Source organism: Pseudonocardia wallangbongensis, assembly GCF_054486945.1.
Window position 1 is genome coordinate 221,078 of the sequence record NZ_JBRERS010000008.1, and the last position, 23,545, is coordinate 244,622.

Annotated in this window: 24 protein-coding genes; 8 read left to right on the forward strand and 16 right to left on the reverse strand. The window is 72.7% G+C overall.

All coding sequences use genetic code 11. The annotated features are described in order from the left end of the window. Positions 1 to 55: 55 nt before the first annotated feature. Genes ACU436_RS27520 through ACU436_RS27530 form a run of 3 tightly spaced genes read right to left on the reverse strand, consistent with a single transcriptional unit; the run spans position 56 to position 3,534 of the window. Positions 56 to 811, reverse strand: coding sequence for a succinate dehydrogenase/fumarate reductase iron-sulfur subunit (locus ACU436_RS27520; protein ID WP_459029859.1), 756 nt, complete (start codon positions 809 to 811; stop codon positions 56 to 58). Continuing rightward, on the reverse strand, positions 808 to 2,721 hold the full coding sequence (locus ACU436_RS27525) for a fumarate reductase/succinate dehydrogenase flavoprotein subunit (protein WP_459029860.1): 1,914 nt from the start codon (positions 2,719 to 2,721) through the stop codon (positions 808 to 810). The genes ACU436_RS27520 and ACU436_RS27525 overlap by 4 nt, the downstream gene beginning before the upstream one ends. Positions 2,722 to 2,733: 12 nt before the next feature. After that, entirely contained in the window at positions 2,734 to 3,534 is an 801-nt protein-coding gene (locus ACU436_RS27530; RefSeq protein ID WP_459029861.1) for a hypothetical protein, read from the reverse strand. 183 nt (positions 3,535 to 3,717) lie between these two features. Between ACU436_RS27530 and ACU436_RS27535 the strand changes: the two genes are divergently transcribed. Together ACU436_RS27535 and ACU436_RS27540 are read left to right on the forward strand one after the other, a co-directional pair. Continuing rightward, positions 3,718 to 4,494, forward strand: coding sequence for a hypothetical protein (locus ACU436_RS27535; RefSeq protein WP_459029862.1), 777 nt, complete (start codon positions 3,718 to 3,720; stop codon positions 4,492 to 4,494). A gap of 181 nt (positions 4,495 to 4,675) precedes the next feature. Beyond that, the gene (locus ACU436_RS27540) at positions 4,676 to 4,882 is read left to right on the forward strand and encodes a hypothetical protein (protein ID WP_459029863.1); all 207 of its coding nucleotides are present in this window, start codon (positions 4,676 to 4,678) and stop codon (positions 4,880 to 4,882) included. Here the strand turns inward: ACU436_RS27540 and ACU436_RS27545 are convergent. The 3 genes from ACU436_RS27545 to ACU436_RS27555 are packed head-to-tail and all read right to left on the reverse strand — an operon-like array spanning position 4,852 to position 8,250. Next, complete coding sequence (locus tag ACU436_RS27545) at positions 4,852 to 5,598, reverse strand: succinate dehydrogenase/fumarate reductase iron-sulfur subunit (protein ID WP_459029864.1); 747 nt, start codon at positions 5,596 to 5,598, stop codon at positions 4,852 to 4,854. The two genes, ACU436_RS27540 and ACU436_RS27545, sit on opposite strands and share 31 nt — an antisense overlap. After that, positions 5,595 to 7,538: a fumarate reductase/succinate dehydrogenase flavoprotein subunit gene (locus tag ACU436_RS27550; RefSeq protein WP_459029865.1), complete on the reverse strand. Its 1,944-nt coding sequence runs from the start codon at positions 7,536 to 7,538 to the stop codon at positions 5,595 to 5,597. Before ACU436_RS27550 ends, ACU436_RS27545 begins: the two co-directional genes overlap by 4 nt. A 1-nt stretch (position 7,539) precedes the next feature. Next, positions 7,540 to 8,250 (reverse strand): succinate dehydrogenase cytochrome b subunit, encoded by a 711-nt coding sequence (locus tag ACU436_RS27555; protein ID WP_459029866.1) that lies wholly within the window; start codon positions 8,248 to 8,250, stop codon positions 7,540 to 7,542. Positions 8,251 to 8,321: 71 nt separating this feature from the next. Here ACU436_RS27555 and ACU436_RS27560 point away from each other — a divergent pair, with 71 nt between their 5' ends. From ACU436_RS27560 to ACU436_RS27575, 4 genes are all read left to right on the forward strand, one after another. Beyond that, entirely contained in the window at positions 8,322 to 9,272 is a 951-nt protein-coding gene (locus ACU436_RS27560) for a LysR family transcriptional regulator (RefSeq protein ID WP_459029867.1), read from the forward strand. A 108-nt stretch (positions 9,273 to 9,380) separates the two neighbouring features. Next, positions 9,381 to 9,857: a DUF6069 family protein gene (locus ACU436_RS27565; RefSeq protein WP_459029868.1), complete on the forward strand. Its 477-nt coding sequence runs from the start codon at positions 9,381 to 9,383 to the stop codon at positions 9,855 to 9,857. A 60-nt stretch (positions 9,858 to 9,917) separates the two neighbouring features. After that, positions 9,918 to 12,674 (forward strand): LuxR C-terminal-related transcriptional regulator, encoded by a 2,757-nt coding sequence (locus tag ACU436_RS27570; RefSeq protein ID WP_459029869.1) that lies wholly within the window; start codon positions 9,918 to 9,920, stop codon positions 12,672 to 12,674. 116 nt (positions 12,675 to 12,790) lie between these two features. Then, complete coding sequence (locus ACU436_RS27575; protein WP_459029870.1) at positions 12,791 to 13,210, forward strand: DUF7144 family membrane protein; 420 nt, start codon at positions 12,791 to 12,793, stop codon at positions 13,208 to 13,210. An 80-nt stretch (positions 13,211 to 13,290) separates the two neighbouring features. Here ACU436_RS27575 and ACU436_RS27580 read toward each other — a convergent pair whose 3' ends face one another. From ACU436_RS27580 to ACU436_RS27590, 3 genes are all read right to left on the reverse strand, one after another. Beyond that, complete coding sequence (locus tag ACU436_RS27580; protein WP_459029871.1) at positions 13,291 to 13,605, reverse strand: SHOCT domain-containing protein; 315 nt, start codon at positions 13,603 to 13,605, stop codon at positions 13,291 to 13,293. Between the two features lie 47 nt (positions 13,606 to 13,652). Next, positions 13,653 to 14,066, reverse strand: a complete 414-nt coding sequence (locus tag ACU436_RS27585) for a DUF6325 family protein (RefSeq protein WP_459029872.1) — start codon at positions 14,064 to 14,066, stop codon at positions 13,653 to 13,655. Between the two features lie 92 nt (positions 14,067 to 14,158). After that, positions 14,159 to 15,925 (reverse strand): SulP family inorganic anion transporter, encoded by a 1,767-nt coding sequence (locus ACU436_RS27590; RefSeq protein ID WP_459029873.1) that lies wholly within the window; start codon positions 15,923 to 15,925, stop codon positions 14,159 to 14,161. 145 nt (positions 15,926 to 16,070) lie between these two features. Here ACU436_RS27590 and ACU436_RS27595 point away from each other — a divergent pair, with 145 nt between their 5' ends. Both ACU436_RS27595 and ACU436_RS27600 read left to right on the forward strand, forming a co-directional pair. Beyond that, positions 16,071 to 16,271: a hypothetical protein gene (locus tag ACU436_RS27595; RefSeq protein ID WP_459029874.1), complete on the forward strand. Its 201-nt coding sequence runs from the start codon at positions 16,071 to 16,073 to the stop codon at positions 16,269 to 16,271. A gap of 46 nt (positions 16,272 to 16,317) precedes the next feature. Further along, complete coding sequence (locus ACU436_RS27600) at positions 16,318 to 16,803, forward strand: DUF1269 domain-containing protein (RefSeq protein WP_459029875.1); 486 nt, start codon at positions 16,318 to 16,320, stop codon at positions 16,801 to 16,803. Positions 16,804 to 16,839: 36 nt separating this feature from the next. On the opposite strand, the gene ACU436_RS27605 is transcribed toward ACU436_RS27600, so the two are convergent. Genes ACU436_RS27605 through ACU436_RS27635 form a run of 7 tightly spaced genes read right to left on the reverse strand, consistent with a single transcriptional unit; the run spans position 16,840 to position 23,538 of the window. After that, on the reverse strand, positions 16,840 to 17,580 hold the full coding sequence (locus tag ACU436_RS27605) for a hypothetical protein (RefSeq protein WP_459029876.1): 741 nt from the start codon (positions 17,578 to 17,580) through the stop codon (positions 16,840 to 16,842). Continuing rightward, positions 17,577 to 18,380 carry a CoA transferase subunit A gene (locus tag ACU436_RS27610; RefSeq protein ID WP_459029877.1) on the reverse strand — a complete coding sequence of 268 codons (804 nt, stop codon included), beginning with the start codon at positions 18,378 to 18,380 and terminating at the stop codon, positions 17,577 to 17,579. Before ACU436_RS27610 ends, ACU436_RS27605 begins: the two co-directional genes overlap by 4 nt. Further along, entirely contained in the window at positions 18,377 to 19,174 is a 798-nt protein-coding gene (locus ACU436_RS27615) for an SDR family NAD(P)-dependent oxidoreductase (protein ID WP_459029878.1), read from the reverse strand. Before ACU436_RS27615 ends, ACU436_RS27610 begins: the two co-directional genes overlap by 4 nt. Beyond that, on the reverse strand, positions 19,174 to 20,244 hold the full coding sequence (locus ACU436_RS27620; RefSeq protein WP_459029879.1) for a CoA transferase: 1,071 nt from the start codon (positions 20,242 to 20,244) through the stop codon (positions 19,174 to 19,176). Before ACU436_RS27620 ends, ACU436_RS27615 begins: the two co-directional genes overlap by 1 nt. Beyond that, positions 20,241 to 21,572 (reverse strand): phenylacetate--CoA ligase family protein, encoded by a 1,332-nt coding sequence (locus ACU436_RS27625; protein ID WP_459029880.1) that lies wholly within the window; start codon positions 21,570 to 21,572, stop codon positions 20,241 to 20,243. The genes ACU436_RS27620 and ACU436_RS27625 overlap by 4 nt, the downstream gene beginning before the upstream one ends. Continuing rightward, positions 21,569 to 22,387 carry a cyclase family protein gene (locus tag ACU436_RS27630; protein WP_459029881.1) on the reverse strand — a complete coding sequence of 273 codons (819 nt, stop codon included), beginning with the start codon at positions 22,385 to 22,387 and terminating at the stop codon, positions 21,569 to 21,571. Before ACU436_RS27630 ends, ACU436_RS27625 begins: the two co-directional genes overlap by 4 nt. Next, positions 22,384 to 23,538 carry an acyl-CoA dehydrogenase family protein gene (locus tag ACU436_RS27635; protein WP_459029882.1) on the reverse strand — a complete coding sequence of 385 codons (1,155 nt, stop codon included), beginning with the start codon at positions 23,536 to 23,538 and terminating at the stop codon, positions 22,384 to 22,386. Before ACU436_RS27635 ends, ACU436_RS27630 begins: the two co-directional genes overlap by 4 nt. Positions 23,539 to 23,545 lie beyond the last annotated feature (7 nt).

Consider the following 23,545-nt stretch of genomic DNA (forward strand, 5'->3'; position numbering starts at 1 on the left):
GCAGGAGTTGTCCACAACCCGCCGGCAGCGCGCGCCCGACGGCCCGGCGCGCTCCTCAGGCCCCCGCGCGCTTGAAGATCTTCTTGCCCAGCCAGACCACCGGGTCGTACTTGCGGTCCACCACCCGCTCCTTGAGCGGGATGAGGGCGTTGTCGGTGATCTTGATGTGCTCGGGGCAGACCTCGGTGCAGCACTTGGTGATGTTGCAGTAGCCGAGGCCGTGCTCCTCCTGCGCCGCCTCCTTGCGGTCGGCGGCGTCGAGGGGGTGCATGTCGAGCTCCGCCACGCGCATCAGGTAGCGCGGACCGGCGAAGTTCTCCTTGTTCTCCTCGTGGTCGCGCACCACGTGGCAGGTGTTCTGGCACAGGTAGCACTCGATGCACTTGCGGAACTCCTGGCTCCGCTCCACGTCGACCTGCTGCATCCGGTACTCGCCCGGCTCGAGGTCCGGCGGGGGCGCGAAGCTGGGGATCTCGCGGGCCTTCGTGTAGTTGAACGACACGTCGGTGACGAGGTCCCGGATCACCGGGAAGGTCCGCAGCGGCGTGACCGTGATGACCTCGTCCTCGGTGAACGTCGACATCCGGGTCATGCACATCAGCCGGGGCCGGCCGTTGATCTCCGCGCTGCACGATCCGCACTTGCCGGCCTTGCAGTTCCAGCGCACGGCGAGGTCCTGGGCCTGGGTCTGCTGCAGCCGGTGGATGATGTCGAGGACGACCTCGCCCTCGTTCACCGCCACCGGGTAGTCGACGAGCTCACCCTTCTCGTCGTCCCCCCGCCACACCCGGAAGTGCGCGTCGTAACTCATGCCTTCTCCCCTGCCTCGGCGCGGTGTCCGCCGAGCTCCTCGCCGGTGTAGTACTTCTTCAGCTCGTCCAGCTCGAACAGATCCAGCAGCTCCGGCCGCATCGGCACCTGCTCCTGGCGCACCAGGTTCACGTCGTCCTCGCCGTTCGCCGACAGCACGAGCAGCAGGTGCCGCCAGTCGGAGTCCATCACGGGGAAGTCGTCGCGGGTGTGCCCGCCGCGGCTCTCCTGCCGCTCCAGCGCCGCCTTCGCCACGCACAGCGAGACCAGCAGCATGTTGCGCAGGTCCAGGGCGAGGTGCCAGCCCGGGTTGAACGCGCGGCCGCCCTCCACGGACACCGTCCGCGCCTTCGTCGCGATCTCCTGGAGCGCCTTGAGCGCCTGCTCCATCTCCTCGGCCTTGCGGATGATGCCGACGAGCTCGTTCATCGTCTTCTGCAGCTCCAGCTGCACGACGAACGGGTTCTCCCCGCCCTCGGTGGAGCTGGAGAACGGCAGCAGCGCACGCTCCTGGGCCGTCGTCACGTCGTCGATCCGCACGGCGGGGCGCACCCCGGCGAGCGAGTCGACGTACCCGGCGGCGCCCGAGCCGGCGCGGCGGCCGAACACCAGCAGGTCCGACAGCGAGTTGCCGCCGAGCCGGTTGGAGCCGTGCATGCCACCCGCGACCTCACCCGCGGCGAACAGCCCCGGCACCTTCGACATCGCCGTGGCCGGGTCGACCTCGACGCCACCCATCACGTAGTGGCAGGTGGGGCCGACCTCCATCGGCTCCTTGGTGATGTCGACGTCGGCCAGCTCCTTGAACTGGTGGTGCATCGACGGCAGCCGCTTCTGGATCTCCTCCGGCGACAGCCGGGACGCGATGTCGAGGAACACGCCGCCGTGAGGGCTCCCCCGCCCCTCCTTGACCTCGGAGTTGATCGCGCGCGCGACCTCGTCACGCGGCAGCAGCTCGGGCGGACGCCGGTTGTTGTCGGCGTCGGTGTACCAGCGGTCGCCCTCGTCCTCGGTCTCGGCGTACTGCTCCCGGAACACGTCCGGCACGTACCGGAACATGAACCGCTCGCCCTCGGAGTTGCGCAGGACGCCACCGTCGCCGCGCACCGACTCCGTGACCAGGATCCCCTTCACCGACGGCGGCCAGACCATGCCCGTCGGGTGGAACTGCAGGAACTCCATGTTGATCAGCGTGGCGCCCGCGCGGAGGGCGAGCGCGTGGCCGTCGCCGGTGTACTCCCAGGAGTTCGACGTCACCTGGTAGCTCTTGCCGACGCCGCCGGTGGCCAGCACGATCGCCGGGGCGTCGAACCGGACCAGGGTGCCGGTGCTGCGGTAGTAGCCGAAGCAGCCGGCGATCCTGCCGTCATCCTTGAAGATCTCGGTGATCGTGGTCTCGTGGAAGACCCGGATGTTGGCCTCGTAGTCGCCGGTTTCCGCGTAGTCCTCCTGCTGCAGCGACACGACCTTCTGCTGCAGCGTGCGGATCATCTCCAGGCCGGTGCGGTCACCGACGTGCGCGAGCCGCGGGTAGGTGTGCCCGCCGAAGTTCCGCTGGCTGATCTTGCCGTCCTTGGTGCGGTCGAAGAGCGCACCGTAGGTCTCGAGCTCCCAGACGCGGTCCGGGGCCTCCTTGGCGTGCAGCTCGGCCATCCGCCAGTTGTTCAGGAACTTGCCGCCCCGCATCGTGTCGCGGTAGTGGACCATCCAGTTGTCGTTGGGGTTGACGTTCCCCATCGACGCCGCGCAGCCGCCCTCGGCCATCACCGTGTGCGCCTTGCCGAAGAGCGACTTCGAGATGATGGCCGTGCGCTTGCCCTGCAGGCGCGCCTCGATCGCGGCCCTCAGGCCGGCGCCCCCCGCGCCGATGACGACGACGTCGAACTCGTAGCGCTCGATCTCTTCAGTCATCTGCCACCACCCTCAGTTGATGATCCGCAGGTCGGGGATCCATCCCGCCGCCACGGACATGATGTAGAAATCGGTGAATGCGAGCGTCCCGAGCGTGATCCAGGCCAGCTGCATGTGCTTGGTGTTGAGCTTCGAGACCTGGACCCACAGCTTGTAGCGCAGCGGGTGCCTCGAGAAGTGGTTCAGCCTGCCGCCGATGATGCTGCGGCACGAGTGGCACGAGATCGTGTACGCCCACAGGAACACGACGTTGACCAACAGAATGATGTTGCCGAGGCCGAGCCCGAAGCTGCCGTCGGCCTTCCCGAGCGCGTAGATCGCGTCGTAGGTGTTGATCAGCGAGATGATCGCGGCGATGTAGAAGAAGTACCGGTGCAGGTTCTGCATGATCAGCGGGAAGCGGGTCTCCCCGGTGTACTTCGCGTGCGGCTCCGCCACGGCACACGCCGGCGGCGAGAGCCAGAACGCCCGGTAGTACGCCTTCCGGTAGTAGTAGCAGGTCAGCCGGAAGAGCAGCAGGAACGGCAGGGAGACCGCGGCGTAGGGCAGGAACCAGACGTCGGGGAGGAACTGCCCGAAGTGCGAGGCGTGCGGGTCGCACCCGTACGAGACGCATGGCGAGTAGAACGGCGTGAGGTAGTTGTACTCCGCCACGAAGTAGTTGCTCTGCAGGAACGAACGCACGGTGGCGTACAGAACCCATGCGGCGAGCCCCGCGAAGGTGGCCAGCGGTGGCAGCCACCACCGGTCCGTGCGAAGCGTCCGTGCCGTGATCTGCGCCCGGCCGACGGACGCGTCTGTGGTGGATGACACGTCAGGTTCCTTAGTTCTGTGCGGTACGACGCCGCCCGCGTTCCAGGCCACGGCGTCGAGACGTCTGGATCTCGCCGGAGCCTACGACGACCGGCCGCGCGCGGTGTGCCGGGCTGTCTCTGCACGTTCCCCATCGTGACGCGATTCACGCAGCAAGGGGCCTGGAGACATTAGAGTGCCCGCGTGGACCGCGAGGCGCACGGACGCGCCGCGGGCGGCGACGCGATGGCCGCCACGCGGCGTGCACTCGCGCCGGGCGGCGCCCGACCACCCGCGCTGCTCGTGCTGCTCGCCGCGCTCCTCGTCGCCGGCACGATCGTCGCCTCGGTCGTCGGCACGCTCTCGCTGACGGCGGGGTCGGCCACCGGCGGCACCCCGCTCGGCCCCGTCGCGGCGCCTCCCGGGCTGGCGACGCCCCCGGCGGCCCCGCCGACCGACCCCACCGGGGCCGAACCGACCGCTGCCCCCACGGCGGAGCGGCCCGCGCCACCCGCCGTGTTCCAGGACCCGGACCTGCGCACCCTCGCCGAGCCGTTCCTGACCGGGCCCGCGACCTCGTGCGAGCAGCGCGACCCGGCCGCCGGCGTGGCCGAGAGCGTGGCCTGCGACCTCGGCGACGGGCGCACCGCCGTCTTCTCCCGGATGGTCACGCCCGACGCGATGCGCGACCAGCGCCAGGCCGTCCTCGCCGGCCAGGACGCCCGGGCCGGCACCGTGGTGTCGGTGCGGTGGCGCTACGTCGGCGACCAGCCCGAGACCCGCGCCGGGATCCCCCCACCCGAGAAGGATCGCGGGGAGGGCGTCCGCGTGCGCTTCGTCGACCGCGAGGGCGTGCCCCGCCTGTACTTCGACCAGGACTCCTCGGGCTGCACCGGCAACATCGCCCTGACCCGTCCCACCGGCAACAACCGCGCCGACCTGGACTCGCTGCGGAAGTACTGGTCCGACCCGGCGGCGTGATGCCCCAGAGCGGCGGGGAGATGCTCGCTACCAAAGATCGGGGCGCGTTATGGAGCCACAACGCGATCTGCGGGCCGTCAAATCAGCAGTACGGATCCATAGTGCTGATAGGGGCCGGGGGACACACGCGCGGCCAGCCCGTCCAGGATGACCTCGATCCCGAGCTCGAAGACCTCCTCACGTGACGCAGGCGGCCGGCGTGGTCGCCGGGCTCGTCCCGCCGGCCGTGCTGCAGGCGTCGATCGACCTGTACGGACCGGCGGGGGTGCTCCCGACGCTCGTCACCGACGGCAGCGCCGCGGTGCTCGTCCTGCTCGCGTTCGCGGTGCGCTACCGCGGGGTGTGGGCCCGCGGGGATCAGCGGCGGTGGGTCGTGGCGGCGAGGTAGTCCCGGTTCAGCTGGGAGATCACGTCGAGGGGGATCTCCTTGGGGCACGCCACCGCGCACTCGCCGGTGTTGGTGCAGCCGCCGAAGCCCTCGGCGTCGTGCGTCTTCACCATGCGGATCACGCGGTCGGAGCGCTCCGGCTGCCCCTGCGGCAGCTCGCCGAGGTGCGTGATCTTCGCTCCGAGGAAGAGCGACGCGCTCCCGTTCGGGCACGCCGCCACGCAGGCGCCGCAGCCGATGCAGGCGGCCGCGGTGAACGCGCGGTCGGCGTTCGGCTTCGGCACGGGCGTGGCGTGCGCCTCGGGCGCGGCACCCGTCGGCGCGGAGACGTAGCCGCCGGAGGCGATGATCCGGTCGAACGCGTCCCGGTCGACGACCAGGTCCTTGACCACGGGGAACGCGGCCGCGCGGAACGGCTCGACCGTGATCGTCTCGCCGTCGCGGAAGTGCCGCAGGTGCAGCTGGCAGGTGGTGGTGGCCTTCTGCGGGCCGTGCGGCTCACCGTTGATCACCATGCTGCAGGCGCCGCAGATGCCCTCGCGGCAGTCGTGGTCGAACGCCACCGGCTCCTCGCCGTCGAGGATCAGCTTCTCGTTGAGGACGTCCATGAGCTCGAGGAACGACATGTCCTCGTCGGCGTCGTCGACGCGGTAGGCGACCAGGCGACCCTTGTCCTCGGGATCGTCCTGCCGCCAGACGCGGAGGTTGAGCCTCACTTGTAGCTCCTCTGGCTGGGGGTGACGTAGTCGAAGTTCAGGTCCTCCTTGTGCAGGACCGGGGCGCTGCCCCGACCGGTGAACTCCCAGGCCGCGACGTAGGAGAACTCGTCGTCCTTGCGGGCGGCCTCGTGGTCCTCGGTCTGGGACTCGGCGCGGAAGTGCCCGCCGCAGCTCTCCTCGCGGTGCAGCGCGTCGAGGCACATCAGCTCGGCGAGCTCCAGGAAGTCGGCCACCCGGCCGGCCTTCTCGAGGGACTGGTTGAGCGTGGCGGCCGAGCCGGGCACCTTGACGTTCTGCCAGAACTCGCGCCGCAGCTCGGGGATGCGGTCCAGCGCCTTGCGCAGCCCCTCCGCGGTGCGCTCCATGCCGCAGTGGTCCCACATGAGGTGGCCGAGCTCGCGGTGGAAGGAGTCGACGGTGCGGTCGCCGTCGATCGCGAGCAGCTTCGCGACGCGGTCGGCCACCGCCTGCTCGGCCTCGCGCACCTCGGGTGCGTCGGCGGCCACCGGCTCGACGCCGCGGGCGAGGTAGTCGCCGATGGTGTTCGGCAGCACGAAGTAGCCGTCGGCGAGCCCCTGCATCAGCGCGGACGCGCCGAGCCGGTTGGCGCCGTGGTCGGAGAAGTTCGCCTCGCCGACCACGAACAGGCCCGGGATGCTGCTCTGCAGGTCGTAGTCGACCCACAGCCCGCCCATCGTGTAGTGCACGGCCGGGAAGATGCGCATCGGGACCTCGTAGGGGTCCTCGCCGGTGATGCGCTGGTACATCTGGAACAGGTTCCCGTACTTCGCCGCGACGGCCGGGCGGCCCAGCCGCGCGATCGCGTCGGCGAAGTCCAGGTAGACGCCCAGGCCGGTCGGGCCCACGCCGCGGCCCGCGTCGCACACGTTCTTGGCGGCGCGGCTGGCGATGTCGCGGGGCACGAGGTTGCCGAAGGCCGGGTACTGGCGCTCCAGGAAGTAGTCGCGGTCGGCGTCCGGGATGTCGCCGGGCGCCCGCGGGTCACCCTCCTCCTTCGGCACCCAGACGCGCCCGTCGTTGCGCAGCGACTCGCTCATCAGCGTGAGCTTCGACTGGTGGTCGCCGCTCACCGGGATGCAGGTCGGGTGGATCTGGGTGTAGCAGGGGTTGGCGAAGTGGGCGCCCTTGCGGTGGGCGCGCCAGCTGGCGGTGACGTTGCAGCCCTTGGCGTTGGTCGAGAGGTAGAAGACGTTGCCGTAGCCGCCGGATGCGAGCACGACCGCGTCGGCGAGGTGGCTCTCGGTCTCCCCCGTCACCAGGTCGCGCGCGACGATCCCGCGGGCCCGCCCGTCGACGACGATCAGCTCGAGCATCTCGTGCCGCGAGTGCATGGTGACGTTCCCGGCGTCGATCTGGCGCTCCAGGGCCTGGTAGGCGCCGAGCAGCAGCTGCTGGCCGGTCTGGCCGCGGGCGTAGAAGGTGCGGGAGACCTGCGCGCCGCCGAACGACCGGGTGTCGAGCAGGCCGCCGTACTCGCGGGCGAACGGCACGCCCTGCGCCACGCACTGGTCGATGATCTGCACGCTGATCTCGGCGAGCCGGTGCACGTTCGACTCGCGCGAGCGGAAGTCGCCGCCCTTCACCGTGTCGTAGAACAGCCGGTAGATGCTGTCGCCGTCGCCGCGGTAGTTCTTCGCGGCGTTGATGCCGCCCTGCGCGGCGATGGAGTGCGCCCGCCGCGGGCTGTCCTGGTAGCAGAACGAGCTGACCTGGTACCCCAGCTCGGCGAGGGTGGCCGCGGCGGACCCGCCGGCGAGGCCCGTGCCCACGACGATGACCTTCATCTTGCGCTTGTTGGCCGGGTTCACCAGCTTGACGCCGAACCGGCGGCGCTCCCAGCGGGTCTCGATCGGGCCGTCCGGGGCCGCGGTGTCGACCAGCGGCGTTCCGCTGGTGTAGTCGGTGTAGGAGCTCATGTCACGCCACCAATCCGGTCAGCACGGCGAACGGGACGGCGAGGAAGCCGGCCACCAGCACGACCGCGACCCCGAGTGCGACGCCCTGGAGCGTCCGCTGCGTGGCGGCGCTGGACCGGCCGAAGGTCTGCAGTGCGCTCCACACCCCGTGCCGGACGTGGAAGCCGACGGCCACCACGGCGAGCGTGTAGGCGAGGGTGACGTACCAGCGCTGCGGCGCGAAGTCGGCCACGACGTTCGCGTACACCTCGCCGTGGACACCGTGTGGGTTGAGCGTACCGGTCGTGAGGTCGAGCAGGTGGTAGACGACGAACAGCGCGATGATCACGCCGCCCCACCGCATCGTGCGGGCGGCGTAGCTGCCCTGTACCGGCTTGCGGTGGGCGTAGCGGACGGGCCTGGCGCGGCGGGCCCGGCGCGCCAGGATCGTCGCGGAGACGATGTGGGCGACCAGCGAGACCCCGAGAACCACCCGGATCAGCCAGAGCAGCGTCTCGTACGGCAGCGCGGGCTCGCCGACCTCGCGCAGCCAGGCCGCGTAGGTGTCGAGGGCATCCGCCCCCAGGAAGATCTTCAGGTTGCCCGCCATGTGGACCACCAGGTAGAGCAGCATCACCGCGCCCGTGGCCGCCATCACGAACTTGAGCTGCATCGACGTGCGGCGCGGTGCGCGGCCCGCGCGCGCTGCGGGGCGCTGTCCCACGGTCACCATGCGCTCAGGGTCGATAGCGCAGGCACCTGCCGTCCAATGCATCGAACGCGGCCTTGCGATGTCCGTAGGCTATGAGCGTGACGTTCACGCAGCTCGCGTACTTCCTGGCCGTGGCCGACGTGCGCAGCTTCACGCGAGCGGCGGAGTCCGTCGGCGTGGCGCAGCCCACGCTGTCGCGGCAGCTCAAGGCGCTCGAGACCGAACTCGGCGCCGAGCTGGTGGACCGCGGCGCCCGTGCCGGCCCGGTGCTCACGCCCGCCGGGGAGGCGCTCCTGCCCCTCGCCCGGCGGATGCTCGCCGACGCCGACAGCGCCCGCACCGCCGTCGCCGAGATCGTCGGGCTGCGCAGCGGCCGCATCCGCGTGGGCGGCACGCCGTCGCTGTGCATCGGGGTGCTCGCCGACGTGCTGCGCGTGTTCCACGAGCAGCACCCGGACATCCACCTCGAGCTGGCCGAGGACGGCTCGCAGCCGCTCGTGCGCTCGCTCGCGCGCGGCGAGCTGGACGTGGCGTTGGTGATCGTGCCGGCGGCCGGTGTCGACCCCGCCCTGCACACCACCCCGGTGCTGCGCGAGCGCCTGTCGGTGGCCTCACCGACCTCGGAGCGCGCCCCCACGGCGCGCGCCTCGATGAGCATGCGCGAGCTGGGCCGCAGGTCGCTCGTCGTGCCCCGCCGCGGCTACGACGTGCGCGAGACCACCTTGGCGGCGTTCGCCGACGCCGGCGTCGAGCCCCGGTTCGCCGTCGAGGGCGGCGAGATGGACGCCGTGCTGCGGATGGTCGAGGCCGGCACCGGGGTGGCGGTGGTGCCCGACCTCGTGTTCGCCGGCCGCCCGCGCCTGCGCCGCACGGTGCTCACGCCGCCGCTCTTCCGCACCGTCGCGCTCGCCCGGCGGGCCGACCTCACCCCCACCCACGCCATGCGCGCCTTCCGCGCCACGCTGCTGTCGTTCCTCGCGGTGCTCTCCGCGGGCGACGGGTTCACGGGCGACGTGCAGGTGCTGCGGCCCGTCAACGGTTGAGACCCGCACCGTCGCGACATAGCCCGCGTAGGGCGAGGCTCTCCGCGGCCGGCATCCCTAGTCTCCGGCAGCGGTCGACCCGACCCGACGCCCACGAGGAGGAGACCGATGAACCCGGCGGACAGGAGATCCGAGCCGCGACTCGTCGTCGACGCCGCCCGGCTCTGGGCCGGCGGGGTGGCGACCGCCGTCGTGGCAGCGCTGGTCGCGCTGGTCGGCGTGCTGATCGGCAACGGGGCCCTGGACCTGGACATGACGGCGCCACCCCTGCTGCCCGTCGGCGACTCGTTCGCGGCGAGTTACGCGATCACCGCGGCCGTACTGGCGCTGGTCGCCACCGCGCTCGCGCACCTGCTGGCCGTGACGGCGCCGCGGCCGCGCTCGTTCTTCGCCTGGATCGTCGGGCTCGCGACCGTGGTGGGCGTCGTCCTCCCGTTGACCACCGGCGATTCGCTCGGCGGGAGCGTGGCGACCGCTGTCGTCGATCTCGTCATCGGACTCTGCATCCTCAGCCTCGTGTCCTCCGTCCTGTCGAGGACGACGTCGATCGCGTGGGGCAGGGGGTCGCCCGGCCGGGAGGCGTGAGCCGAGACCTCATCCGGAAAGGACGATGACGCACCTCACACCGGGAGCGACGCTGATCCGGTGACAGCGACCGCATCGGTCAGGCGGCTGGTGCCACCACCGAAGATCCAGCTCCCACGGGTCTCGACGACCGTCCTCGACCGGGATCGCCTGCTCACCGCGATGGGCTGCGGAGAGGATCCGAACCCCGGCGGGCCGGGTGTCGTCGTCGAGGTGTGCGCACCGGCGGGCTACGGCAAGACGACCCTGCTCGCCTCGTACGCGCGTGCGCTGCGGGGCAGCGGCCATCCGGTCGGCTGGGTGACCTGCGATCGCCACGACGGCGACCCCGTCCTGCTGTGGAACGCGATCCTCGCCGCGCTCTCGTCGGCCATGACCCGCTCCACCCCCGGGCCGGACCCGTTCGCGGCGCTGGAACCCCCGCGAACGATGGATCCGGCGTTCCTCGCCGAGTTCGTCGAGGCGGTCGACGCCGGCAGCACACCGACGACGCTCGTGCTCGACGACGCGCACGAGCTGGCCGGGCGCCGGACGCTCACCGGCCTGTCCGACCTGCTCCGGAACCTGCCGGACCAGCTCCGGCTGGTGATCGGGAGCCGGCGCGACCCCGGCCTCCCCCTGCACCGGCTGCAGCTCGAGGACCGGCTGCTGCAGATCCGTGCCGACGAGCTGGCGTTCACCTGCGACGAGACCGGCGCGGTGCTGTCCGCGCAGGGTATCGACCTCGGCGACGACGACCTCACGCTGCTGTGCCAACGCACCGAGGGGTGGCCCGCCGCGGTCCGCCTGGCGTCGATGGCGCTCGCGGAGGAGCGCACACCGTCGCGGTTCGTCGCGCACTTCGCCGGCGACGACCGCGCGGTGTCGGTGTACCTCGTCGCGGAGATCCTGGACCGGCAACCCGAGGACGTACAGCAGTTCCTGCTCGACACCTGTGTCGCCGAAGACCTGACCGCCGAGCTCGCGGCGGCGCTCTCCGGCCGGGATGACGCCGGTGCCCTCCTGGAGCGGCTGGAGCAGGCCAACGCACTCGTGCACCGGCTCGGCCGGGCGGGCGAGTGGTATCGCTTCCACGCCCTGCTGCGCAGCTACCTGCTCGGGGAGCTGCGCCGGAGGGGCGAAGCGGCGGCACGCACGCGCCACCGGCAGGCCGCCGAGTGGTACACCGAGGCCGGCCAACCCGAACCCGCCCTGGAGCACGCCGCCGCCGCAGGCGAGGACTCGATGGTGCGTTCCCTCCTCTCGCGCTTCGGGCTGCGGCTGCTGCTCTCCGGCGGTGGGTCCCGCCTGCGCGGCGTGCTGGCCGGTTGCTCACCCCGGGTGCTCGACATCCCCGAGGTCGGGCTCCTCGCGGCGACCGCGGCGCTGGAGTCCGGTGACCTGGTCGGCGGCGAGGCGGCACTCGCGCGCGTACCTGCCACCGCCCACGCGCACGGGAGCGACCGCGTCCGTCGGCTGCGCGAGGTGGCGCTCCTCTACCGCGCTCGCCTGCGCGCCGACTCCACCGTGCTCGACACCATGCTCGACACCGCGCTCGCCGGCATCTCCGACCCGACGCACCGGACGCCGACGGAGCCGGCCGGTCCGGACGACGCGGAGCTCGAGCTGCTCCTGCTCGCCAACCGGGGCACCATCCGGATCGCGGCCGGGGACTACGAACGGGCACACGCCGATCTGCTGACGGCACTCGAGCTGAGCCGCCGCCACGGCTACGACCACCTCACCCTGGACTGCCTGAACCAGCTCGCCGGGGCGACGACCGGGTGTTGCCTCGTCGAGGAGTCGCGCCGGTGGGCGGAGGAGGCGATCGCCTTCGCCGCCGAGCGCGGGTGGGCGTCCTCCCCGCGGCTGGCGTACTCCCACCTGATCGCCGCCTGGTGCGCACACCTGATGCTGGACGTGGAGGAGGCGGCGCGGCGCGCGTCGGTGTCGGTGGCCGTGCTCCAGGGAGGCGGTGCCGTCGAGCCCGAGGTGGAAGGTGCGGCGCGGTCCGGCGAAGCGATCATCACGTTCGACCGGTACCCGCAGCGGCACGAGGCCCTGCAACGGATGCGGCTGCTGTGGAACCACATCCCGGACACCAACCCGTCGCCGGCGCTGATCGCGTACGCCGAGCACGCCGAGCTGCGGATGAGCCTTGCTCTCGGCGAGCGGGCTCAGGCTGCCGCGGTGGTCACCCGGGTGGAGGAGCTGCTGCCCGACACCGGTGACTCGAACGTGATGCGCGCGCTCATGGCGCTCGACCGGCACCGCCACGACCAGGCCAGGGCCGCGCTGTCCCCCGTCCTGTCCGGCGAGCGCCCGGTGGCCGTCGTGTCCACCGAGATGACGGCGTGGCTGGTCGAGGCGCTCGCGACCACCAGTGTCGGGATGCCCGAGGCCGCGCACCGAGCAGTCCTGCGCGCCCTCGAGATCGGCGTGCACAGCGGCGTGATGCGACCGTTCTACGACCTCGGCACGCCCTTGCGGGACCTGCTGGCCGCGACGGTGGGACGCGCCGGGTGGTTGGACCCCTTCCTGGGCGACCTGCTCACCGCGTGGACGGCCACCCAGGAATGGCAGGAGGCCACGGTCGGCGGCACGGCCGCGCACGGGGACCCGAGCCGCCACCAGGTCAGTCTCGCGGTGCCGCTCACCGCCCGTGAGATGGAACTGCTGCGCGACCTGCCCTCGATGCTGACCGCGGAGGAGATCGCCGCCCTGCACACCGTCAGCGTGAACACGGTCAAGACCCACCTCCGCTCGCTCTACCGCAAGCTCGGGGCACCCAACCGGCGCGAGGCGGTAGCCGCGGGGCGCCGGCTCTGCCTGCTGTAGCCGGAGCGCCGCCGCCAGGCGGCGAATGCGCCCATTTCACTCGGGAAGGGCGAGGCACGCTCGCGACACCGTGCTTAGCGTCGGCAACCCCGACCCTCGTGGAGAAGGGATACATCATGAGCACGAGTCAGTCGCAGAGCGCCGGCTACACCCCGGTGGCGCCCCCGAGCCCGTGGGCAACCGGTCTCGCGCTGTTCGCCGGCGTGATGATGATCGTGGCCGGCGTGTACCAGGTGTTCGGCGGGATCGCCGCACTCGTCCACGACGAGGTCTACGTGACCACGCCCGACTACGTCTACTCGATGGACCTCACCGGTTGGGGCTGGATCCACCTCGTACTCGGCATCCTGCTCGTCCTCGTCGGCGTCGGGGTGATGTCGGGCCAGAAGTGGGCCCGGTTCACCGGCATCGGCCTGGTCGCGCTGAGCATGATCGCCAACTTCCTGTTCGTGCCGTACTACCCGGTGTGGTCGCTGCTGATCATCGCGCTCGAGGTCGCCGTCATCTGGGCGCTGGCGGTGTACGACCCCGCGTGAGCTCCGGCCCGACCACGGCCGCGACGACCGGCAGCAGTACCAGTCGGTGATCGCCCGCGACGTCGGGCGTGATCCGGCCATCAACCCGCGAGGAGCTGGTCCTTCGCCGCCCGGAACTCGTCGTCGCTCAGCGCGCCGGACCCGTGCAGCTTCGCCAGCGTCGCGAGGCGGGACACGAGGTCGGCACCGCCGGGCGGCGCGGCCGGGCGCGGTTGCGGTGGTGGGGTCGGCGCCGCGTTCTGCTGAGCGGCCATCGCGGCCTGCTCGTCCACCGCGCGCTGCTGGGCGTGCCGGTTGATCGCGTTCGAGGTCATCTGCGCTGTCCCGGCGACGACCGCCGTGCGGGCGATCGTGCCGAGCAGCCCCGGCCGTCCGAGGCGGCGGAACGGCATCATCGCGTGCCTCCTTCTCGAGGTTCAGGTGCGACGTTCAGGCCCGAGGTTCAGGCCATGCCCGCGGCATATGCGGCCTCGACATCGGCGACGGGGATGCGCGCGTGCAGCGCGACCTCGCCACCGGCCGCGTCGACCGCGGCGCCGACCCGGCCGGCCCAGGTGTGTTCGTAGGCGGCCACGAGGGCCGACGAGCCGGGCGGGATCCCGCCGAGGATCGTCTCGAGGTCGTCTGCCGATACGAGCGGGTCGCCACGCACCGCCAACCGGCCGAGCCCGTGCCGATCGAGGTCCTCGCCGATCTCGACGACCTGCATGTCGCCGTCCGGCCGTGGCGCGACGAAGATCAGGTCGAGGACCGTGATGGTGCCCTGGTCCACGAGCTCGGCAACCCCCTCGACCACGGTGGCGGGGATCGCCGCTTCGGGAAAGGTCAGGACGAGGATCTCGACGGGTCCCGTCATCGGCTCACTCCTCCGGTGCGACCGGCATCCGGGCCGAACGGTAGGGCCGTCCGCCGGCCACCGGCTTCACCCGCAGGGGACGAGTCGGGGTGTCACGGGCCTTGCCCGTCGTCCTCGCCGTGTTCCCGCACCCAGGCCGTGGCGTCCCGGTGCGCCCGCCGCAGGGTGCGCCCGACCCACTCGCCGCCCTGGTAGAGGTTCTCCTCCCCGAGGACGTGCAGCGCACCGGTCACCTGCAGCTGCCGGCGGATCCGCGGGCTGTCCGTGACCAGGATCAGCCTCGCTCCGACGCGTCCGAGGATCGCCGCGTACCGCGCGATCACGTCGATGAAGGTCGCCCCGGCGTCGTCGACGCCACGCAGCCGGAGGATCACGGCTCCACCGGCCGAGGAGCCGGTCACGGCGGGGAGCTGATCCTCGAGCGCGGGGGCCGTCGCGAAGAAGATGCTGCCGTACGGCTGGAGCACGACGACCTGCCCGCCCGGCACGACGGCCGGCGGTGGCGACTCCCGCATCCGGTACCCGTCGCCGAGATGCAGCTGCCGCATCTGGATCCGGCTGGACTGCCGCACGACGTGCAGGACGACCGAGAGGCCGACCCCGACCAGGACCGCGTACTGCAGCGGGACGACCAGCGTCAGCACGAAGGTGGTCGCCACGACGGCCGCCTGGACGGCCCCGGTGCGGGCCACCGAGACGACCTGGCGCGGCCGCACCGATCCGGAGCCGACGACGATCAGCAGGCCGGCCAGTGCCGGCATCGCGACGTAGCCGATCACGCCGCCGAACACCAGGATCACCACTGCCATCACGATCCCGGCGACCAGCGGGGCGAGCCGGGTCCGTGCCCCGGCCGTGACGAGCAGCGAGCTCGCAGACATCGACCCGCCCACGGGCATTCCCTGGAACAGGCCGGCGGCGAGGTTCCCGGCGCCCTGACCGATGAAGTCCTGCGAGGTGTCCGGGCGCCGCCCGTCCGGGTTCGGGACCCCCGCCGACACCCCCGCGCCCTGGACGAGGCCGACGAACGCGAGCGAGAGGGCCGGCACGAGCAGGCCGGGGATCTCCGCGAACGCCGGCAGCACCGGCAACGGGAGGGCCTGGGGGACGTCGACGATGTCGGCGAGCCGCTGTACCGGCGCGCCGAGGCCGCGCAGCAGCACACCGAGCCCCGAACCCGCCGCGACGGCGACGACCAGGCCGAGCGACCGCAGCCGGGTGCGCTGCAGCGCCAGGATGAGCGCGACGGTGACGACACCGACCAGGGTCGGGGCGAGGTCGATCTTCCCGATCGCGAGGAACAGCGCCACGGTCCGGGAGAGCCTGCCCTCCCCGGGGGCCTCGTAGCCGGTGAAGTTCCCGAGCTGGCCGAGCACGATGTTGACCCCGACCGCGGTGATGAAGCCCGTCATCACCGGGGTGGAGACGAAGCGCAGCAGCCGCCCGAGCCGGGCCGCCCCCGCCGCGATCATGACGATCCCGGTGAGGAGGGCGAGCGTGTACAGCGACCGCTCCGGATCGGCGCGGGACGCGAGATCGACGTCGGCCACGACGATCGCCATCGCGCCGGTGGACTGCACCGCCATGAAGGCCGTGCCCGTGAACAGCGCGCCGCCGACCACCCCGAACAGGTAGGAGTACAGCCCCGCGACCGGGTTGACGCCGGCGAGGAGCCCGCTCGCCAGGCCGTCCGGCACGCTCTCGACCCCGAGCACCACGCCCGCTCGTGCGTCGGCGCCGAGCGTCGCGCGCCGCCACGGCGCGCGCAGCTCGGAGATCGGTGTGAGGACCCGGCGGATCCCCGGACGGCTCGCGGCAGTGGCGGGTGACGACGAGTCCCGATCGTTGCGCCGTCCCACCCGCACCCTCCCCCGCGTCGCCGGTCTCCAGCCATGGTCGACGCGCCGCCGACGCCCCCACGTCATGCGCAACGGGTGACGCGGGGCCGGGCCGTCCTCACCCAACCTCACGGTGCGGAGAGACCGTCGCCGGCGGGAGGTTCGGATGCGCTACGAGTTCACCGTGGCGGTGCGACTGCCCGAGGCGACGATCGCCGCGTTCCCCGAGCTGCGGGCCTCCCGCGCCTCGTGCAAGGGCACGACGCTGTACGGGCCGGTGATCGACCGGGCCCACCTCGACGGGCTGCTCGCGAGGTTCGGCGATCTCGAGCTCGAGGTCGTCGACATGCACCGCCTCCCCGACTGACCCCCGGCGCGACGCGCGCCGGGCCGGCACACCAGAAGGAGTCGACATGGCCACCCTGACCGTCTGGAAGTTCGACAGCGAGACCGGCGCCGACGATGCCGTCCGCACCCTCGAGAACCTGCAGAAGCAAGAGTTGGTCATGGTTCACGACGCGGCGACGGTGTCCTGGAAGTCCGACGCCAAGCGGCCGAAGACCCGGCAGCTGCACAACCTCGCGGGCGCCGGCGCGCTCGGCGGCATGTTCTGGGGCCTGCTGTTCGGCCTGATCTTCTTCATCCCGCTGCTGGGCGCGGCGATCGGCGCCGCCACGGGCGCGCTCGGCGGGGCGCTGACCGACGTCGGCATCGACGACGACTTCATCAAGCAGATCCGCGACCAGGTCACCCCGGGCACGTCCGCGCTGTTCGTGATGACCTCCGGCGCGGTGATGGACAAGGTCCAGGACGCGTTCGCCGGGCAGCGACCGCAGCTGATCTCGACCAACCTGTCCCAGGAGCAGGAGGACGCCCTGCGAACGACCTTCGCGGAGTGAGGCGTCGGCGCGGGTGCCGGGTGACAGGCCAGGGCCTCAGGTCGTCTCCTCGAGCGCCCGTCGCGCCACCGCGTAGCCCCGCTCCGCCGCCTCGCGAAGGAGCGCGGCGGCCGCGGCCCGCTCCCCCGCCGCCACCGGAGCCCGCGCCGCCGCGCCGGTCGTCCGGGCGCCCAGCGCGTCGAGGTGCGCGACGAACGCCGCCGCCCCCTCGACGTCGGCGATCTCCTCCAGCGCGGGCTCGGCGCCGAGGCGGGCGATGCCCCAGCGCGTGTGCAGGCGCACCAGCGTGTGCGGCCCGGGCGCCGCGGTGACGTGCTCGACCCTGGCCTGGATCCGCCGCAGGTCGGCGCCGCCGTGCAGCCACACCAGCTCGCGGGCCGCGGCGGCGATGTCCGGCGCTCCCCCGCCGCCGGGGAGCCGGACGGTCGGCCGGAGGCGTTCGCCGATGAACGACGAGTTCACACGGCCCAGGACGTCGACGTTGCCCGCGTCGAGCACCGCCCGGTCGAAGCGGCGTGCCATGGCCAGCAGCACGGACGCGCTGTCCGCGACGTAGCCGAGCGCGTTGCCGTACGCCGGGTAGTCGGTGGTGCTCGTCGGCACGAGCCGCCCGGGCCCGTGCGTGCTCGCGCCCGCCTCGAAGGCCTGCACGAACTCGCCCCCCGGGAGGCGGTGGGCGAGCTGCCCGGCCAGCACGGGCCAGTGGAACCCGGTGAAGACCCAGCCGCCCCGGCGGAACTCGCGCGCGGCGCGGACGAGGAAGTCGAGGGTGCTCATGCTCCGAGCACCTCCTCGTCCAGCCAGGACCGGAAGCCCTCGGGCGTGGCCGCGAGCCGCGCGTACCGCTCGTAGGCCGCCACGTCGCGGTCGTAGCGGCCCAGCGCCCCGTCGGGTGCCAGCGCCCCGGGCCGGTGCACGACCGCGGAGACCAGCAGCCCGGGGATCGTGATGCCCTCGGCCCGCACGGTGTCGCCGGATGCGAGCTCCTCGGCCACCAGGACCACCGTGCCGGCGGCCTGCGCGGCGACGAGGGTCTCGCCGAGCGGGCCGCGCACCACACCGTTGCCGGCCGCGTCGGCGAGGTCGACGTGGACGAACGCGACGTCGGGCATCTCGGCGCGCACCACCCAGCTCGTGCCGAACGCGCAGGTCGCGGTGTCCAGCCGGCCCACCGTCCAGTCCTCGTCGACGTACCCGGTGCCGGTCCGGTCCGGCACGGGCAGGAACGGCACGCCCCACGCTCCCGCCGTGAGGGCCGCGGTGAGGAGTCCGAGGCTCATCTCGTGCAGCACCACCGCGCTGCCGCCCTCGGCGGCACGCCGGAAGTTGTACGCCGGGACCGGCCCGACCGGGCTCCAGCAGTGCCCGAAGGTCGCCGAGCGCAGGACACCGGCCCCGAGCAGCTGGTCCATGAGCAGCCCGCCGGAGGCGATGACGAGGTCGACGTCGCGGACGCGCTGCCGGATCATCTCGTGGCCGACGCAGAACAGCTGCGCGCCGAAGTTGCCCAGATACACCCGGGCGCCCGGGCGGACGTGGGCGCGGACGGCGTCGGCCAGGCCGAGCACGTCCGTCACGCGTACGCCTCCGGCAGCATGTGCAGGCCCCGGCCGAGGTGGGCGCCACCGTCGATCTGCAGGAGCTGGCCGGTCATGAGCGCCCCCGCGGGGCCGGCGAGGAACGCGACGAGCTCGGCGACGTCCTCGACCGGTGTCGGTCGCTGCATCGGGGTGGCCTTGTCGACGAGGTTGCCGAGCACGTGCCCGCTCGCCTCGTCGGAGAGGGCGTGGGTCAGCACGGTGCCCGGCCCGATGCAGTTCAGCCGGATCCCGTCGCGCGCCCACTCCAGGGCGAGGGTGCGGGTCAGGCCGAGGACGCCGGCGCGCGCGGCGATGGAGTGCGCCATGCCCGTCCCACCGCGTTCCACGCCGGACAGCGAGATGTTCTGGACGCTGCCGCGCCGCGCCGCGAGGTAGGGGTGCGCGGCGCGGGTGAGGTGGAAGACGCTGGTCAGGTTCAGGTCGACCACGGCGTTCCAGCCGCCGGGCGAGATGTCGACGGCCGGGGCGAAGAACTGGCCGCCCGCGTTGTTCACGAGCAGGTCGAGCCCGCGCTCCTCGCCGACCTCCACGAGCGCGGCGGTGGCCGCGTCGGTCTCGCGCACGTTGCAGACCCGGTGGTCGTAGGAGCCCGAACCCTTCGCGGAAGCGCCGGTCTCGGCGAGCGTCTCCTCGTGGCGGCCGAAACCGGTGACGGCCGCGCCGAGCTCGACGAGGCGCAGCGCGATGGCCCGGCCGATCCCGCTGCCCGCGCCGGTGACGACGGCGGACATCCCGGCGAGGGTGTCGTCGCGCATGACCTGCGTGCTCATCACAACTCCTCGATGGGGGGTGCCGGCCGGCGCACCGGACGGGCACCGCAGAAGGTGACGGGGAACTGGGGGACGGCCTCGCCGTCGGGCGTGGTCGCGACGACGGCGCCGGGCCGCTCGCGCGCGACCTCCCGCAGCGCGGTGACCGGGTCGCGCACCGGGCCGGCCGGGATGCCGAGCTCCGCCATGCGTTCGCAGACCTCGTCCACCGGGTGCCGCGACGTCCACGCCTCGACGACGCGGTCGTAACCGTCGGCGTCGGCGAGGCGTTCGGCCGCGGTGCCGGCCGGGCCCTCGACGAGGGCCCGCAGCCGCGCCCAGTGCTTGTCCAGCCCGGCGTAGATGTAGGCGTGCCCGTCGCTGCAGCGGTACACGTTGGACGGTGACGTGGCGGCGTCGCGGTTGCCCGTGCCGGGCCGGAAGGTGCCCTCCTCGGCCGCCGCGAGGACCGCCGGGCCGACGAGCGCGATCATGGCGACGTCGTGCATCGGGACGTCGACGAGCACCCCGTCGGCCCGGTCGCGGTCGGCGAGCGCCATCGCGGTGGCGAACGCGGCGTACGTCCCGCTGATCACGTCGGTCGGCCAGCCCGCGGAGATGCGCGGGGTGCCGTCCTCCGCCGCGTTGGTCAGCGCGTAGCCGCTGACGGCCTGCGCGATCGAGTCGAAGCTGGTGCGCCGGTCGTCCGCCCCGTACGCGGAGACGAGGGTGACCACGAGGTGCGGGTGCGCGCGGTGCAGCGCCTCCCAGGTCAGCCCGAGGGTTTCGAGGGTGCGCAGGCCGAAGTTCATGACGAGCGCGTCGGCGTCGGCCAGGAGCGCGTCGAGCCGGGCGCGGCCCTCGGTGCTGCGCAGGTCCAGGGCCTGCGTGGTCTTGCCGGTGTTGAACGAGCGGTAGTAGATGCTGCCGAACCGGGTGCCGGGCAGCGCGCGCGTCGGGTCCCCGCCGCGCGGCTCGACCTTGCGCACGTCGGCGCCGAAGTCCGCGAGCAGCTGCCCGCACACCGCGCCCGCGATGTACTGGCTCAGGTCGACCACGGTGCGCCCGGTCAGCGGGGCCGGCGGGGTCATGCAGGACCCTCGCGCAGCACGCGCTGGGCCTTGTGGGTGTGGCGCGGAAGTGTGCCCGGCGGGACGGCCTCCACGAGGGCGCGCACCGTCAGCTCGGCCCGCACCGCCGCGGCGAGCCGCCGGCACACCTCGTCGGCCCGCCCGTGCTCGGCCTCGACCCGCAGCTTGATCCCGGTCAGCGCGCCGGTGCCGCCGTCGGTCACCTCGGCGTCGAGGACGATGCGGTACTCGCCGGTGACGCCCTCGGTGCGCCGCACGACGTCCTCGACCGCGCTCGGGAACAGGTTCACGCCCTTGACCACGAGCATGTCGTCGGCGCGGCCGACCACCCCGCCGGGCAGCCGCGCGAGGGTGCGGCCGCACGCGCACGCCGAGCTGTCGCGGACGACGACGTCGCCGGTCCACCAGCGCACGAGCGGGCTGGCCCGCTTGTCGAGGTGGGTGAGCACGAGCACGCCCGGCGTGCCGTCGGGCACCGGCTCGCGGGTGTCGGCGTCGAGCACCTCGGCGTAGGCGAAGTCCTCCGGCAGGTGCCCGCCCGCCTGCTCGGCGCACTCCCAGGCGATGGGCTGGAACTCGAGGCTGCCGTAGCCGTCGTAGCAGCGGGCGCCCCACAGCTCCTCGATGCGCGCGCGGGTGGCCGGCACGGCCCCGCCCGGCTCGCCGCCGACGGTGACGCTGCGGACCGCCGACTCCCGCAGCGGGCGGCCCATCGCCTCGGCCGTGTCGGCGATGTGCAGCATGAACGACGGCGTGCCGGCCACGGCGGTGGTGCCGTAGCGGAAGATCGTGTCGACCTGCCGCTCGGTCTCGGCCGCACCGCCGGGGATCACGGTGGCGCCGATGCGGCCGTACCCGCTGGTGAAGCCCAGCCCGCCGACGAACCACGGGTAGGTGAACAGGCACTGGAACACGTCGGTGTCGCGGGTGCCCTGGCTGTAGGCGGCGCGCGCGTAGAGGCCGGCCCAGCGGTCCAGGTCGGCCTCGGTCCAGCACACCGGGGTGGGGCTCGACGTGGTGCCCGACGAGAAGTGCACCCGGCGGACGTCGGGCAGCGGCGCCGCGAGCCCCGAGCCCCACGGGCCGCTCTCCCGCAGGCTCTCCACGTAGTCGGACTTCGCCACCAGCGGAAGCCGGCGCAGGTCGTCGAGCGAGCGCAGGTCGCCCGGTGTGAAGCCGACGTCCTGCCACCGGCGCCGGTAGAAGTCGCTGTGCTCGTGCACGTAGGCGAGCTGCGTGCGCAGCTGCGCCAGCTGGTGCCCGGCGATGCGCTCCCGCGACCAGGTCTCGGCCTCGTCCCAGTAGAGCTCGGAGAAGGGCCGGCTCACGGCTGCGGCTCCTGAGGCACGAAGGCCAGGGGTCGGATGGGCGACCCGGTGCCGCCCTTGATGCGCAGCGGGGCGGCGAGGAAGAAGAAGCTCCACTCGGACACCGCGACGACCGGCTCCAGGTTCATCGCCTCCATGATCGAGATCCCGCTCTCGACGAGGAGGTGGACGTGCACGTCGAGCGACGGGCTCGGCAGGTGCTCGTAGGCGACGGTGTCGCAGCCGCTCGCGCGCACCCCGCGCTCCGACAGCCAGCGCGCGCCGTCGAGCGCCACGCCCGGTGCCGCGCCGTCGGTGCCGAGGAACCGCGGCGGGTCGTCCCAGTACCGGTCCCACCCGGTCCGGACCAGCACGACCGACCCGGCCGCGGGCTCCGGCCCGTGGTCGGCGAACCACGTGGCGAGGTGGTCGCCCGTGACGCCGTCGGCCGGCGTGAGCTCCCGGCCCAGCAGCGTGGGCATGTCGACGACGTGGCCCGAGGCCGCGATCGGCGCCATCTCGTGCACCGACTGGACCGCCATGCCCGCGGAGAAGGACTGGTGGTCCGTGATCTCGACCCCGTTGTAGATCTTGCCCAGCTTCGCGACGTGCGCGAACCCGTCGACGTGGGTGCCGACGTGGTCCCCGGTGGTGATCATCGCGGCGGAGCCGGAGACGCCCCCGGGGTAGACCACGTCGCCGTGGCGCTTCGTCAGCACGAAGCTGTACGGCGGGTGCGCCGGGTGGTGCGGGATCCCCGTGTACATCTGCTGGGCGAGGTCGAACACGCGCATCGGCCCGGCCGCGGGGAACGGGACCTGCATCTCCCACGTCATGCGGCCGCCTCCTGCGCGACCGCACGCCCGATCACGAGGCGCTGGATCTCCGAGGTGCCCTCGTAGATCTCCAGGATCCGCTGGTCGCGGTAGAGCCGCTCGGCGGCGTTGGGCTTGCAGTACCCGGCGCCACCGTGCACCTGCACGGCCACGTCGACGGCGTGGTGCGCGGCCTCGCTCGCGTAGAGCTTGGCCATGGCCCCGAGCACGGAGACGTCGCCGCCCCGGTCGTAGGTCTCGGCGGCCTGGAAGGTGAGCAGGCGCGCGGCGGAGAGCTCCGTGGCGACGTCGGCCAGGGGGAACGACACGCCCTGGTTCTCGATGATCGCCCGCCCGAAGGTCGTGCGCCGGGCCGCCTCGCGCGCCCCGACGTCGTAGCCGGCGAGCCCCACACCCGTGGACTGGGCGGCCACGCTGATGCGCCCGACGCCCAGCGTGTTGAGGGCGAGTCGGAGACCGCGACCGGGCTCGCCGAGCATGTCGGCGTCGCTCACGCGGGTGTCGAGCTTGAGGTTGCTCGTCTTCGTGCCGCGGATGCCCATCTTGTCCTCGTAACGGTCGATCACCACGCCGGGCGCTTCGCGGTCGACGAAGAACGCGCTGATGCCGCGCGACCCCGCGTCCGGGTCGGTGCGCGCGAACACCACGTAGTGTCGCGACGCGCCCCCGTTGCCGATGAAGATCTTCTCGCCGCGCAGGTGGTAGCCGTCGCCGTCGCGCTCCGCGGTGGCCCGGATGGCGTTCGCGTCGCTGCCCGCACCCTCCTCGGTGAGCGCGAAGCTCACCGCCTCGCCCCGGGCCATGCCGCCGAGGTAGCGCGCCTGCTGCTCCTGCGTGCCGGCCAGGAGGATCGGCGTGCCGCCCAGCGCGTACGCGGTGAGGATCGCGCCGGTGGACGCGCAGGCGCGCGAGATCTCCTCGATCACCGCGCAGGTCGTCGCGAACGAGGCGCCGGCGCCACCGAAGGGCGCGGGCACGAAGAGCCCGGCCAGCCCCGACTCGACGAGGAGGGCGACGTTCTCGTCCGGGTAGCGCTGTTCCCGGTCGAGCTCCTCGGCCAACGGGGCGAAGTTCCGCTCGGCGAGATCCTTGGCGGTGTTCAGCCATTTCCGGCCGTCGTCGTCGAGCTCGGGGGACCACACCACAGCCATTCGCGCT

Coding starts and splice junctions, on each gene's coding strand:
- ACU436_RS27520 (WP_459029859.1), bottom strand. CDS start 811: ATGAGTTACGACGCGCACTTCCGGGTGTGGCGGGGGGACGACGAGAAG.
- ACU436_RS27525 (WP_459029860.1), bottom strand. CDS start 2,721: ATGACTGAAGAGATCGAGCGCTACGAGTTCGACGTCGTCGTCATCGGC.
- ACU436_RS27550 (WP_459029865.1), bottom strand. CDS start 7,538: ATGAGCTCCTACACCGACTACACCAGCGGAACGCCGCTGGTCGACACC.
- ACU436_RS27555 (WP_459029866.1), bottom strand. CDS start 8,250: ATGGTGACCGTGGGACAGCGCCCCGCAGCGCGCGCGGGCCGCGCACCG.
- ACU436_RS27560 (WP_459029867.1), top strand. CDS start 8,322: ATGAGCGTGACGTTCACGCAGCTCGCGTACTTCCTGGCCGTGGCCGAC.
- ACU436_RS27565 (WP_459029868.1), top strand. CDS start 9,381: ATGAACCCGGCGGACAGGAGATCCGAGCCGCGACTCGTCGTCGACGCC.
- ACU436_RS27575 (WP_459029870.1), top strand. CDS start 12,791: ATGAGCACGAGTCAGTCGCAGAGCGCCGGCTACACCCCGGTGGCGCCC.
- ACU436_RS27580 (WP_459029871.1), bottom strand. CDS start 13,605: ATGATGCCGTTCCGCCGCCTCGGACGGCCGGGGCTGCTCGGCACGATC.
- ACU436_RS27585 (WP_459029872.1), bottom strand. CDS start 14,066: ATGACGGGACCCGTCGAGATCCTCGTCCTGACCTTTCCCGAAGCGGCG.
- ACU436_RS27595 (WP_459029874.1), top strand. CDS start 16,071: ATGCGCTACGAGTTCACCGTGGCGGTGCGACTGCCCGAGGCGACGATC.
- ACU436_RS27600 (WP_459029875.1), top strand. CDS start 16,318: ATGGCCACCCTGACCGTCTGGAAGTTCGACAGCGAGACCGGCGCCGAC.
- ACU436_RS27605 (WP_459029876.1), bottom strand. CDS start 17,580: ATGAGCACCCTCGACTTCCTCGTCCGCGCCGCGCGCGAGTTCCGCCGG.
- ACU436_RS27615 (WP_459029878.1), bottom strand. CDS start 19,174: ATGAGCACGCAGGTCATGCGCGACGACACCCTCGCCGGGATGTCCGCC.
- ACU436_RS27620 (WP_459029879.1), bottom strand. CDS start 20,244: ATGACCCCGCCGGCCCCGCTGACCGGGCGCACCGTGGTCGACCTGAGC.
- ACU436_RS27630 (WP_459029881.1), bottom strand. CDS start 22,387: ATGACGTGGGAGATGCAGGTCCCGTTCCCCGCGGCCGGGCCGATGCGC.
- ACU436_RS27635 (WP_459029882.1), bottom strand. CDS start 23,538: ATGGCTGTGGTGTGGTCCCCCGAGCTCGACGACGACGGCCGGAAATGG.